This is a genomic window from Bacillus sp. EKM202B (assembly GCF_011066025.1).
Lineage (GTDB): Bacteria > Bacillota > Bacilli > Bacillales > Bacillaceae_G > Bacillus_A > Bacillus_A toyonensis.
This window is the reverse complement of sequence record NZ_JAAMNK010000058.1, coordinates 1-13,852: the sequence shown is the minus strand read 5'-3', so window position 1 is coordinate 13,852 and position 13,852 is coordinate 1. Positions and strand designations below refer to the sequence as shown.

The 13,852-nt window shown below is 32.1% G+C and carries 11 protein-coding genes; 3 read left to right on the top strand and 8 right to left on the bottom strand.

All coding sequences use genetic code 11. The annotated features are described in order from the left end of the window. Positions 1-650 precede the first annotated feature (650 nt). A complete protein-coding gene (locus G9F74_RS28765; RefSeq protein WP_016107348.1) occupies positions 651-2,876 on the top strand; it encodes a glycoside hydrolase domain-containing protein in 2,226 nt (741 codons plus the stop codon). A 134-nt stretch (positions 2,877-3,010) separates the two neighbouring features. On the opposite strand, the gene G9F74_RS28760 is transcribed toward G9F74_RS28765, so the two are convergent. The 5 genes from G9F74_RS28760 to G9F74_RS28740 all read right to left on the bottom strand — a co-directional run bounded on the left by G9F74_RS28760 (position 3,011) and on the right by G9F74_RS28740 (position 7,487). Then, positions 3,011-3,331, bottom strand: coding sequence for a hypothetical protein (locus G9F74_RS28760; RefSeq protein WP_016107349.1), 321 nt, complete (start codon positions 3,329-3,331; stop codon positions 3,011-3,013). Between the two features lie 523 nt (positions 3,332-3,854). Next, the gene (locus G9F74_RS28755) at positions 3,855-4,421 is read right to left on the bottom strand and encodes a hypothetical protein (RefSeq protein ID WP_016107350.1); all 567 of its coding nucleotides are present in this window, start codon (positions 4,419-4,421) and stop codon (positions 3,855-3,857) included. Positions 4,422-5,598: 1,177 nt separating this feature from the next. Then, on the bottom strand, positions 5,599-6,183 hold the full coding sequence (locus tag G9F74_RS28750; RefSeq protein ID WP_016107351.1) for a helix-turn-helix domain-containing protein: 585 nt from the start codon (positions 6,181-6,183) through the stop codon (positions 5,599-5,601). A 166-nt stretch (positions 6,184-6,349) separates the two neighbouring features. Then, a complete protein-coding gene (locus G9F74_RS28745) occupies positions 6,350-6,811 on the bottom strand; it encodes a hypothetical protein (RefSeq protein ID WP_016107352.1) in 462 nt (153 codons plus the stop codon). Beyond that, the gene (locus tag G9F74_RS28740; protein WP_131202458.1) at positions 6,804-7,487 is read right to left on the bottom strand and encodes a trypsin-like serine peptidase; all 684 of its coding nucleotides are present in this window, start codon (positions 7,485-7,487) and stop codon (positions 6,804-6,806) included. The genes G9F74_RS28745 and G9F74_RS28740 overlap by 8 nt, the downstream gene beginning before the upstream one ends. Positions 7,488-7,903: 416 nt before the next feature. On the opposite strand from G9F74_RS28740, the gene G9F74_RS28735 reads away from it, so the two are divergent. Continuing rightward, positions 7,904-8,476, top strand: coding sequence for a tyrosine-type recombinase/integrase (locus tag G9F74_RS28735; RefSeq protein WP_016107355.1), 573 nt, complete (start codon positions 7,904-7,906; stop codon positions 8,474-8,476). 21 nt (positions 8,477-8,497) lie between these two features. Here G9F74_RS28735 and G9F74_RS28730 read toward each other — a convergent pair whose 3' ends face one another. Together G9F74_RS28730 and G9F74_RS28725 are read right to left on the bottom strand one after the other, a co-directional pair. Further along, a complete protein-coding gene (locus G9F74_RS28730; RefSeq protein WP_016107356.1) occupies positions 8,498-8,740 on the bottom strand; it encodes a DUF3937 family protein in 243 nt (80 codons plus the stop codon). A gap of 215 nt (positions 8,741-8,955) precedes the next feature. Continuing rightward, positions 8,956-9,474, bottom strand: coding sequence for a hypothetical protein (locus G9F74_RS28725; protein WP_016107357.1), 519 nt, complete (start codon positions 9,472-9,474; stop codon positions 8,956-8,958). 617 nt (positions 9,475-10,091) lie between these two features. Here G9F74_RS28725 and G9F74_RS28720 point away from each other — a divergent pair. After that, a complete protein-coding gene (locus G9F74_RS28720; RefSeq protein WP_131202457.1) occupies positions 10,092-12,359 on the top strand; it encodes a glycoside hydrolase domain-containing protein in 2,268 nt (755 codons plus the stop codon). A gap of 253 nt (positions 12,360-12,612) precedes the next feature. Here the strand turns inward: G9F74_RS28720 and G9F74_RS28715 are convergent, their stop codons facing one another. Further along, positions 12,613-13,422: a hypothetical protein gene (locus tag G9F74_RS28715; protein ID WP_016107347.1), complete on the bottom strand. Its 810-nt coding sequence runs from the start codon at positions 13,420-13,422 to the stop codon at positions 12,613-12,615. Positions 13,423-13,852 lie beyond the last annotated feature (430 nt).

The window sequence follows — 13,852 nt, the reverse complement described above, 5'->3', positions numbered from 1 at the left end:
TAATAGCAAGGGAATGCTTGTAGACTGATCTATACTGCATTCCCTTATTGTATGTATGCTATATTCTTATTCGCCTTTTTCTAACAGTAGAACCACGAATCTTGGCGAAGACATTAGTTTTCCCCTATCCTGAGATCCATCCTCGCTTGCTATTTCACGATTCCCTTGACCAAAAACCCAAAAAATCTACATCATCAAATAAATTTTGCAGCATATCAACAAAAAAACTGAAGAATCGCTACATCCCTGCAAAACATATCACCAAGCCGATACATCCAAAAGCAACTATTCGGATCATCTGCTTGCATTTGCTAGTATACGAGCCGAAACGCTAGTGCTTTCGTCTTATAATTTCACTTACCATATTGATAGATACACGTTATATGTGGGGTTACGTCCCCACACGACAAACAAAATTCTACTTTAAAAATAGCAATAACATCAGATTATCAAATCTAATGTTATTGCTATTTTTGCTTGTATTAAATTTTTCGATTTTTTTTTTTACTTTTTTTATTAATTCTCTCTTTCTTTCACTTAATAGAGTAAGAGCCTAATTTAATTGAATTTTATTCGAAATATGGATATTCATTCTCAACCGCATTAGTAAATTAAGCTTTTAAAAAATAATTAAAAGAGAGGTAATAAAAATGGATCAAATGGTAAAACAAGCACAAGAATGGGTAAACACCACCTATAAAGGTAGAGCTGGTTATAAAGAAATTGAAGTAACCGGAAAAACAGGTTGGTCTACAATGGGAGCTTTAACACAAGCATTACAATTAGAACTTGGAATTACAGCAACGTCTACATCATTTGGACCTGGTACATTAGCAGAAATTACAAAAAAATGTCCAATTAGTACAACATCTAATACAAACACAAATATTGTAAAAATTATTCAAGCCGCTTTATATTGCAAAGGTTATGGACCTGGTGGCATTACAGGAACATATACACCTGGTACACAATCTGCTATTGCTTCTATGCAAAAAGATTTAGGCGCTACACCAAATGATGGCGCAGTAACTCCTAAATTATTCAAAGCACTATTAACAATGGATGCTTATGTATTAGTTAATAGCGGAAGTGAAAAAATTAGAAAGATCCAACAATGGTTAAACAGCAAATATATCAATCGCGCTGACTTTTTCTATATGCCTTGCGATGGTCATTATTCACGTGATGTACAAAAAGCATTAATGTTTGCGATTCAATATGAAGAAGGATTACAAGATGGTGTAGCTAATGGGTACTTTGGTCCAAAAACACAAGAAAAAATTCAATCAGTCGTATTAAAAGAAGGTTCAACAGGTCCTTTTGTATACCTATTCCAAGCTGCCCTTATTTTCAATGGTCACGATGTACCCTTTGATGGTAATTATTCAGCATTTGTAGCTACACAATTAAAGCAATTCCAAAACTTTTCATTATTGAAAGCAACTGGCGTTTCAGATTTTCAAACATGGGCTTCTCTATTAGTAAGTACAGGAGATCCAGAACGTCAAGGTAAAGCTTGTGATTGTATTACAGAAGTTACTCCTGAACGAGCAAAAACATTAGTCGCAGCTGGTTATGAAACAGTAGGACGTTATTTAACAAACGCTAAAGGGAAAAAAGCTAAAAATAAAAAAATTCAAGACGGAGAAATCGATAATATTTTCGCCGCTGGCCTTAGTATTTTCCCTATCTACCAAACAAATGGTGGCGACAAAGAATATTTTAATGCCGTTCAAGGCCAAAAAGATGCAATTGCAGCTTATAACGCCGCTTTATATCATGGATTCCCAAAAGGTACAACTATCTACTTCGCGGTAGATTTTGATGCAACAGGTGACGATATTAAAGACATAATTTTACCGCACTTCAAAGCAATCAACGAACAAATGAAAAAATTAGGAAATGGTTATTACGATATTGGAGTATACGGTTCAAGAAACGTATGTATCCAAGTATCAGACAAAAAATACGCAACATACAGCTTTGTCTCTGGTATGTCTACTGGTTTTAGTGGAAACCTAGGATTCCCATTACCAAAAAATTGGGCCTTTGATCAAATTAAAGAATACTCAATTGGAAGTGGGGATGGTTCTATCTCAATTGATAAAGATATTAAATCAGGTCGTGATAATGGCGTTTCTAAAATGGAAAAAGATAGTAGTAAATTATCTATTACAATGCAACTTCTTGAAATGGCAAGATCTACGTATAATGAAGAAAAAGAAATCGGTGAGACAACAGCTTTAGGAGATTGGAAATTGTACCAAAGATCTACAAATGAAAGAACTTCTTTTGATGTATATGTATATAGAAAACTAGTTATCAAAGGAAAAACAACTGTAGAAGATAAATATGATTATACAGTTGCATTTAGAGGTTCACATGATTGGCTAGACTGGGTACTACAAGATGTTTATCAAGTAGGACTAAATATTTCAAATATACAAGCTGAAGACGCTTCTGCTTATGTTGGACAATTAGTACGTACTGATTATCAAAATATGAGAAATATGTATCTTACAGGTCATTCACTTGGTGGATACTTAGCACAATGGGTACAAAGTGAAATAATTGATGGCGCCTTACCTGGATCTGCATTACTCGCAGTAACATTTAATGCACCAGGTTTTAATCCTATAGAAAATCCTACAAATACTGGTGAATTTCAAAAGAAAGTAATGAAAAAAATTGAAAATAATAAGAATAATAAATATGATAGTCTTATAATTAATCATCGTATTGAAAAAGATGTAGTAAGTCCTTTGGGAACTAAATTAGGAACAGTGCATATTTATAGCGTTTCGCTAGATGAAGTTGATATACCAGCTAGATATTTCCATAGTCCAGCTCGCTTCGAACAAGTAAATTTAAAATAAAAGTATTTCTAATTAAAACACTATACCCTTTTATTGAAATTAAATATATTTTAAAAACTATTAAAAGTCCTCCAGATTATTTTACTGGAGGACTTTCGTATTCGCATAATTCATGTTAACCGAAATTTAGGATTCTATTTATCATTTTTTATCCTCTTCCAAATAAACATCAAAAAAGCCACAAATAGCACAAAAATCGGTATTATTTGAATAAAGAAAAATCCTTTCCAAAAATAAAGTGGATTATTATATGTAAATTCTGTTGCCGCCTCATTTCTATAAGAAACAAACGAACCTACTAAACAAGAAATTGGAATTGTAAGTACATTTATCGCTAAACAGACCATTATCAATGATAAATTTTTAGCCTTAATTTTTGGTGAAACAGATATGAAAAATAAAAATATTGAAATACCAGATATAAGAAAAAATGGTATTACATAATAAATTAACATAATATCCCTCCATTATTTCAATTGTACCATCGGTAAAAAAAGGGATTCAAGACTCACAAGAAAAACTCTTTTTATCCTATCAATCTATACAATTTTTTATACATTCCTAATCTAGCTTTATTTTAGATTTCGCATTTATTAATGAATTAGTAAAAAGACTGTACAAAATCTCGGATACCCTTACTATATTTTTTTCAAAATACTATTATTAACATCTTTATAGCAAGGGAATGCTTGTAGACTGAACTATACTGCATTCCCTTATTCTATGTATGCTATATTCTTATTCGCCTTTTTCTAACAGTAGAACCACGAATCTTGGCGAAGACATTGGTTTTTGCCCTGTCCTGGGGTCCGTCCTCGCTTTTTATTCCACGGTTCCCTTGACCACGAGCCTCCGAACCCTCAAACTCCCAAAGCTAACCCCAGCGGGCAAAAACCGCCCTTCTGGGGCCACCCCTGGCGAGTTTGCATGAGGGTTCCCCTCATCGTCAAGGAACTTTCGCGGCATAAACGCCAGGACTCAGCGATTCCACATGCGTCGCCACCACGATTCCTTTTTAATTTCTTGTACTTCTTCATTGTTTACTTGTTGTTCGGATGAATCTATTTCTAATATTGCTTGTTTTTCTTCTATCATAATTCTTTTTAAATCTTGAATCTCTCTCATCAAATACATAATTTGTTCATCTTTCTTATTTGCTTGATCTTCCATTGCTTTTTCTAATTCTTCCGCAACTATCTTTCTCACTTCATCTAAGGTAAACATAGTCTGTTCAAATGTTTGTTTAGAAGTGTTTTCCTGAACAACTTCCATATCAACAGCAATATATTTTTTAAAACCTTCTTTGTCTAATACTTCTAAAATCTCTTTATGAGGGACATTCTTTTTATTTCGAAGTCTATTAATAAATTTTAAAACATCCACACATTCAGAAGAAATATAGTACTTATTTTTCTCCCCCTGTTTGAATAGAATAAATTCTTCATAAGTATTGCAATTTCGTTTAATTGTCATTGAAGATACACCAACTTGTTTTGCTATATCTTCAGCCGATAGCCAAATTAATTCATGTTTTTCCCTAATCATTGTTTAAATCACTCCTATCTAAACAAACAAACAGCATCTGAACAGTGCCCGTAAACATTATTATATCAGGTGTTTAGATGCTGTTCAGATAAATACCTTGTTTAGATGAACACTTATTAAAAATATTTAAACAAACACCTAAACATCTTCATAAACTTTGTTCCTAAATAGGGATCCCCTAAACCTTCCTACATGCACATAAATTAATTATTTGTTTTTTAGCATAATAATTTTTAATTGAAAAACAAGCTTTTCTATAAAATTGGAAATTCCGAATCAAAAAAGAGAGAAGAGCATAAGGGGTTTTTGGGCCCAACTAGGGGTTGGGACTAGGCGGAGCCTAGCTTAAACGTGGGTACACGAAAATTCCCAGGATGTCCACTCACTGACGACACAAAACCCACCAAATGTCCCCATCGTGTCCCTAGATGTAGACTCAGTGAGTACACAAAGTCCCTTTGATGTCTCCATATGAGTACTCACTAACGACATGATATTTTTAATGAATTGTAATTAAACATTACTTTAAAATACTAAAAGAATACAATAAACACTAAATACATATAAATTCTTAATCTAGAAATAAATAACAATAAAATACCAAACGCTATTCAGACGCTTCAGAATCCTTTTTAAAGAATACAAATCTAAAACAATACCATTTGTCGTGAAAACAAAAACAAACGCTTAAAAAGAAAAATAAACAGGTTTAAAAGAAGGTTTTCCTTTGCTTTTGGGGTTGAGGCTGGTTCGTCGTGTGGGGACGAGCCCCCACGTATTACGTATCTATCCATATAGTAAGTGAAATTATAGTTCGAAAGCACTAGCGGTTCGGCTCGTATAATAGCAAATTCAAGCCGATAAACCTAAATAGTTGCTTTTGGATGTATCGGCTTGGTGATATCCAAACTCGAGCCGAAAAAAGTTTTGCAAGGATGTAGCAAAGCGAAAAGGGTGGAGATTTTTTGTAGCAAAGCGAAAGAAAATACGACCCGTTCCTTGCGGAACTTTTAGCCCTTTATATAGAGAGTGAGAAGGGACAAGCATACAAAAGTAGAAAAAACACAGTAATACCAAGGGTTTCAAGATTTTTCATAGTTATCGAATTCGATAACTTTAGTTATCGAATTCGATAACTATGAAAGTTACAAAAAAACCTGTATGAAATTCATACAGGTTACACTAATTTTATAGGTAAATTTTTCAATTCTTTTGGTTTTCTTATAAACATAGTTTGTAGTGTTTGATTAATATTGTCTCGATCTCCACAAAGAATCACATTAGGATTTATGTACAGTGCATACATTCTAGCATTAATTCCATCTCTACCCGACTCAAAACGTCCAATTAGACCCTTTTCAATTAATTGTTTTATTAATCTACTAACTGTATTTTTACTAGAACCTATTTTTTCTGCTATTTCAGTTTGAGTCATAGGTAATTGCTCTTTTGCATTAATATCATGAACAATACAATTAGATCGAAACCCTATGAAACCAATAATTTTGTTTAAAAACATAATTTCTTCGTTTTTCAAATAATTATTCTGAATAAGATATAACCAATTCTCTTGAATAATTTGAGCAAATTTAGCTTTATTCTTCACTTTCCGTTCTGGTACTAGCTTCATACCATGAGAATTAGCTTTTGCTTGAAGTTCATTTGCTAAATACATTTCTTCTTCTGACAAGATCTTTGAATTCTCGATATCTCTCAATCTTGCATTCTTTTCAGCTTGTTCTAAATTGACGAGCTTTGACATAATCTTTCTCCTCTTTCCTAAGATTTTCAACTAGAGAAGAAAAAGATTTTATGCTATGATTCTTATAGAATTTAAAAACAAGGATATACAATAAAAACCCCTCTTCTCTAATTGTTTGCTTGGTCGCTTTCAATTATAGCATGAGGGGATTTTTTATTATATAAGATTACAGTTCACTACTTACATTCTTACGTTTTTCCATACAAATTTCACACCAAGCATTAATAGAAACTTTTCCAACACTCATTAATAATAAAACTATTATTGGAGCTAAATATGCAGCTGAAGCACCTACATATACAGATATGGCTGACGATAAAGTAGAAACGATTAAAGTATGTCCTGGTTTCAATTCAGCTGATAATTTTTGACGCTCATTTTCATATTTTTGATCTCCACATAAAAAACGTTCAAATTCTAGTTTGATTTTATCTATAAAAATATTTTTAGTTCCACTAGCACTAAAAGGAGCTGTATCAGAAATACCTAAATTTAAATATTGTATAGCCGCAATTTCCACATCTTCATTCTTTTCAATTAATCTTGTTACAATTCTCTTTTGATATTGTGGCAGTACATTTAACCATTGATCTGCTGAAATTTCAATTAAATAATCTACATTATTCATAATCTAACATCTCCAATATATATTCTGCTGAAACAATATGTGTTGCAGGATGAAGCGTCCTTGGATCTATCCCTCCAATTAAAATACCTCCACCTTCTTTTCCACCAGGTACATAAGCTCCTGTTAATATTCCAATTAAATTTGTACTATTCAAACGAAAAACAGGACCACCAGATTGTCCCTGTCTAGATTGAATATTTATAACAGCATGTTTTACTTTTTCTCCTAAATTTTCAAGTAATATTTTCGCACCAATTTCAGTTTCTTGTTTAGTCAAAACTACACGTCCAAAATTTAAATCTGGAAATCCAAATAAATTAACTTTATCTCCTACATTTAAAGAATCTAAACTTGAAATAGTAACAGTTGAACTCGTTTCGATCTTATCATTAGATAATTTTAAAATACATAAATCATGTAATGGATTAGTAGCTACAATTTTAACTTCAAGATAATTTATCTCTTGATAAGAAGACATATCTTGATAATCTGAAAGAGATTCAACTTTAGGTAAAACAACGACTAAATTATTATCATCATTATTAGTTACATGTGCAGCAGTAACAAAATGATTCATCTTATTTAATAAAGTAGCTGTACCTAATGGTAAAATCCCATTAGGTGTTATTCTACCCACAGTATATACAACATTTACTACTCCTGAAAAATCAACCATCTAATTCCCTCTCCTCTATAATTTTATGTGTATATCACAATTTTATATGATTAATGTTGAATATAAAAATAAAAAAAGTAAACTTTTGAATAAAAGATGAATTAACACCAACCATCTTTCATGGCCCAATACCAACGTTCTTATAATCAAAAGTAAAGTAACAATTAAGTGTGGAATTCTAAAAAAGAAAAAAAGAGCAAGCTACGGGTTTGGCATGCCGACCCCAAAAAACTACATTTTTGTCTTGCTAGGAAGTTTCCTAGTACCTTTACCGTTTTTTTGAATGTAAACTTTTAGATATTAGTTTACATTCAAAACACCTAAATCATTGACTTCTCGACAATTCCCCTGATATCCTCAATTTATATAACGAAAGTATACATTCAAAACACTATAAATAAAGAGGTCATAAATCTATGTATAAAAAGCCACATCTTATTGATGTACAACCCATTAGAAGTAAAGAACAAATCGAAGATATGAAGTGGGCCCTCAAACGTCATTGTTCCGAACGAGACTATATCCTGTTTCTTATCGGCATCCATACCGGATTACGCGTGAGTGATCTACTCCAACTCGAAACACAAACCATAATAAAGTTAAAACGGAAAAAGAGAAAAGAATTCAAAATCAAAGAAGGAAAAACAAAGAAAGAACGCATGATTAACCTTACTTCCATTTTTGATGATGTATACTCTTATGCTCAAACTCTAGATAACATCTGGTTATTTCCTTCTCGAAAAGGAGACAAACCCATTAGTAAGATCCAAGCTTATCGACAATTGCAAAAAGCCGGAGATTTTGCCAGTGTAGAATCTATCGGAACACACACTATGCGCAAAACCTTCGGTTATTGGTTCTATAAACAAACAAAAGATGTAGCCATGTTGCAAGAAATTCTAAATCATAGTACACCCCAAATCACACTAAAATACATTGGAATTAATAAAGAAGAAAAAGACAATATACTTGATAATTTCTATATTTAAAATCTATCAAAAAAACGACATCTACATAGATGCCGTTTTTTCTGGTGCTTTTTTTGTGAATTGATATAAAGCAATTGCACCCAAAATAACAAGTATTCCTTCAGGAGCATCTAATAATACCGTTTTCCATGTTTCTGAAATTAATAATTCATTACCTGTAGAGGCTTTATAATATCCTTTTACACAACCAATAGTAAACTGAATTACAGATAAAGAGACAAATAGCCATAAACCAAATCGAATCATTTTTTTATCTTTAAACATATAGCACCCCTTAAATAGAAAATCATAATATTAAATAAAATATATATACTTCCCGTGTTTCTGTCAACAAATGGATAATATATATTTTATTTCAAGTCAAAACTTATCCCCTATAATTTCTCTTATTAACTATATAATTCACCTTCCTAATTCTTAATTATCAAGAAGATAAATCATAATAAAAGGATCCGCAACAGATTATTGCATGCCTTTTTTTATAACGCTACGATGCGTTTCTTAGAACATAAACAAAAGATACAAAGTGCAACAAAAAATATAGGAAACAAAATTATAAGTGAAAATCTTACGATAGAATCTTCATAAAACAGGTATCGAATCATCGGCATATCCCAATATGAAACTTTTAAAACTGCAACTGTATTTTCTCTCGATGTTTCATTTATTGTTGTACCTATAACTTTTCCGTATACAGTAAATTCTCCAATATAAGCTGGATCATCAACATGACGGAACGGTGTGTCACCTTCAAGCTCAATGTCCGTAGATTTCACATTAGGATATATATCTTTAATTTTTTCTTTTAATATAACTAAATCACTTTTACTTATTTTTTGAGATGCTCCCGTAGTATCTTGTGCATATACCTGTAATTTTATGTCATCTTTTTGGATAGCTGACCTACCAACTATTCTACTTGGAGAAAATATAAGTAATATCACATACAAAATAAAAAACATTATAAAAACTTTAGAGAATTTTTTTAACTTGTCCAATTATCGCACCACCAAGATATACTAATTAATTTCATAGGAAAATATTAAATTTAATTCAAGATTACTCTTACTAATATTATATTAAAAACACAACATAATAATAGCAAGGGAATGCTTGTAGACTGATCTATACTGCATTCCCTTATTGTATGTATGCTATATTCTTATTCGCCTTTTTCTAACAGTAGAACCACGAATCTTGGCGAAAACATTGGTCTTTGCCCCATCCTAAGATCCATCCTCACAAAAATTTTCTCGGATCAAATTTTGGCGGCACCAAGCCAATACATCCAAAAGCAACTATTTAAGGTTCATCAGCTTAAATTTTCTATTATATGAGCCGAACCGCTAGTGCTTTCGAACTATAATTTCACTTACCATATTAATAGAATACGTTATACATGAAATTCCGTCCCCACACGACAAAAAAACCTCTATTTTTGTTTATCCTAAATTTTTTAAAATATTTTTTGTTTTTTTTTATTTATTCTACTTTCCTTTCACTTAATAGAGTAAGAGCCTAATTTAATTAAATTTTTATTTGAAATGTGGATATTTATTTTCAATCACATTAGTAAATTAAGCTTCACTAATAAGAAAAAAGGAGAAGATTTATTATGGTAGAAACAAAAGAAAATCCAGTAGAGACAAAAGGAGATCCAGCAGTATTTGCAGTACAAACATGGGTAAATTTAAAATATGGAAAAGTTGCAGGTTTTCAGCCAGCGCCTTTAAATGGTAAAACAGGTTGGTCAACTGTGTATGCTTTAACAAGAGCGCTTCAAATTGAATTGGGTATTACTTCGCTTGCGGATGCATTTGGACCAACTACAGCTTCTAAATATAAGCAGTGGGGTGAAATGACTTTAGGAAAAGTTCCTACTGATGAAAAAGGAAAAGCGATTGTTACAATTTTAAAAGGTGCTATGTATTGTAAAGGATATAATCCAGGAAAATTTGATGATGTTTTTGATGAGAAAACAAAAAATGCAGTTGTAAGTTTACAAAAAGATGCTGGTCTTCCAGTGACTGATGGTACAGTGTATGACTATATTTTTAAAGCTTTCTTAACAATGGATGCTTATCGTCTTACTCCGGGTGGAGATGCAAAAGTACGACAAATCCAACAAGATTTAAATAATAAATATTACAAAACATCTGAAGTTCAACCAACAGATGGTCATTACCAACGAGGTACAAATAAAGCTTTAGTGTATGGCTTACAAACAGAAATGGGAATTGCTGCAGGTTCTCAAACTGGTTCAATTGGTCCTGCAACAAAGAATGGATTACCAATCCTAAAAGTAGGGAGTTCGGGTAGATTCGTTACATTATTCCAATACGCTTTATACTTTAATGGTCATGATTCTGGTTCGTTTTCAACAACATATAATGCGAACGTAGAAAGTGCAGTCAAGAAATTCCAAGAGTTCACACTACTTCCTCAAGATGGTGTTGCCAATAAGTCAACTTGGTTATCAGCATTAGTTAGTACCGGGGATCCTGATCGAAAAGGACAAGCATGTGATTGTATAACGGAAGTCACTTTAGAGAGAGGTAAAGCTTTAAAGGCTGCTGGTTATGAAACTGTAGGACGTTATCTTGTTAATGTTGCAGGTGGTATCAATAAAAAAATACAACCGGGTGAATTGAAAAACATTTTTGATGCTGGATTATCTGTATTTCCAATTTACCAAGCTAATGGTAGAGAGGCTTCAAGTTTTAGTGCGGACAAAGGTAGAGCGGATGCAGTAGCGGCATACAATGCAGCGAAAGAATATGGATTTAAAGACGATACGACTATTTACTTTGCAGTTGATTTTGATGCATATGGGACAGATATTACGGATAATATTCTTCCTCATTTCAAAGCCTTAAATGAGAAAATGGCTCAACTTGGTGGATCTTATAAAATAGGTGTTTATGGCGCTCGAAATGTATGTATTCAAGTTTCAGAGAAAGGTTATGCGAAGACAAGTTTTGTTAGTGGGATGTCTACAGGATTTAGTGGGAATTTAGGATATCCACTACCAAAAAACTGGGCTTTTGATCAAATCTCAACGATTAAAGTTGGATCAGGTAGTGGTCTTATTGAAATAGATAATAATATTAAATCAAAACGAGATAATGGTGTTAAAGAAATAGAAAAGGAAAAGTTATCCTTTACACTTCAACTTGCTGAAATGGCAAACAATACGTATAAAGAAACACTAAAAAGTGAAGAAGAAGACCCTGCTAATGCCTTTAAGAGTCCAGGAGGCTGGGTATTATACAAAAAACATGCAAAACCATCAATAACTTCCTTTGATGTATATGTGTATAGAAAAGAAATTTCCAAAGAAAAATATGCTTATACAGTTGCATTTAGAGGTTCACAGCAGTGGCAGGACTGGGTAATACAAGATTTATTACAAGTAGCATTAAACGTGGGAGGTTTACAAATTAGTGAAGCTACTAATTTTGTTAAAGAATTAATAGAGACTGATGGTAAAAAGATGAGTCATTTGTACATTACAGGTCACTCACTTGGTGGGTACTTAGCACAATGGGTACAAAGTGAAATGATTGATGAGAATATACCTTGGGTTGAATCAAACGCAGTGACATTTAATGCGCCAGGACTTAGTCCTAATATCAATTTTCTTGATCTTACACATCAAGCAAAAGTAATCAAAAAGCTTGCTAGTAATCAACTAAAAAAATATGATGATTTTATAATTAATCATCGTATTGAACAAGATAAGATAAGTAAATTTGGATTTGACTTAGGAATACTCTATGCTTATGACAGATATAACAAAACAATTGAAGACACTGAGGGTCAAAAAGAGATTATTGGATATTATCATAGTTGCTCTCGCTTTAAAGAAGTAAATTTAAAATAGAAGTATTTCTAATAAGGTCACTATACCCTTATAGAAAAATAGTAAAAACCAGCTATATTGTGAGTATTTTGCATAATATAGCTGGTTTTTTTATTTCTTTAAAAATGGATGGCCGTTTTTTTTTGTATACTCAAAAAGGAAAGGGCTGCTCATAAGTCGGTTTCACTTTTTAAACCATGAGGACTTTTTCAGTGCCTCCTCTTCCTTGTGGGAAGTCGACCCTTTTTTTAAACACAAAAATTGACGTATTTTATCAAGAATCTACAGTTGTTTTTAATATTTCGAATTTCCCTTGTTTATCCACGGTAAACATGACATTATTATTACGACTGTCCGTTCCTCCTATGGTTGTTTCATTAGGGCTGGAATACATGGTCACAACAGCTATCTTATAAATGCCCTCTGTTAGCACGTGGCTCTTTTCGAAATCATCCATAATACTTTGAGCATTGGGAACAGTTTCACTATTTTTGTAGGTATTGTAATAGTAATTAAAATTGATAACTCCTATATAATTAGCATGATCTATAGGTTTACTATCTTTTAACATTTTCATTATGTTGTCAGTGTTTATTTTTTGATCGCGTTTGAAATTTTCAATTAATTCCTTTTCTTGTTGTTTATCTATATGTATATTTAAATAGTAATAGAAATTTGGTTTCTTTTTATTATAGGAGAATTCACTTAATAAGTTATACTTTTTTATCATTTTATCGGATTGTTTCAAAACATCACGATGTTGTTCAACATAAGCTCCTTTGAATATTTCTAGAAAAACATCATCGCTTCCATTTTTAACTATTTCATGTGACTCTTTGTCTACAATTAAATAAGCAAGAGTGCGGTATGGTTTTTTTATTTCCACGTAAGTCTCTAGATCAGAAGCTCCAAACCCACTATCAGCAAAAAGAATTTTAAAATCCCCATTCTTTATCCCGTAGTTTTCGGACAAATAATCTCCTATTGGTTTTTCTAATGGTTTTGTGTCTATAGAGCAACCACTTAATAGGAATAGTGATATGCTCAGTAAAAAGATAAAAACAGTTACTTTTAGTTTCCTCATTCAAGTTCTCCCTTTTCTATTATATACTTCATACAATCATAGTTAGGGTTTTTTCCCATCCCTTATTTAAATCCCCCTATGTTCATTTTTCATTCTTACCCTTCCTTAAACTACATTTTACCATTTTTAAAGATGAAAAAGAGACTCTCTTGTGAGAAGTCGTTCCTTATTTAAAACACAATAATCATTGTATTAGGGGTCAACATACATCGCCATCAACTTAAGAATTTTCACTACCCCTAAGTACAAAAAAACGTTATTTTTTCTTATTCCCTCTTTTCGGGAGATGGACAAGTATGTTGAGGACTACTAGGCCTCAACATACTTTTTTCGAAATACTATTATTAACATATTAATAGCAAGGGAATGCTTGTAGACTGATCTATACTGCATTCCCTTATTGTATGTATGCTATATTCTTATTCGCCTT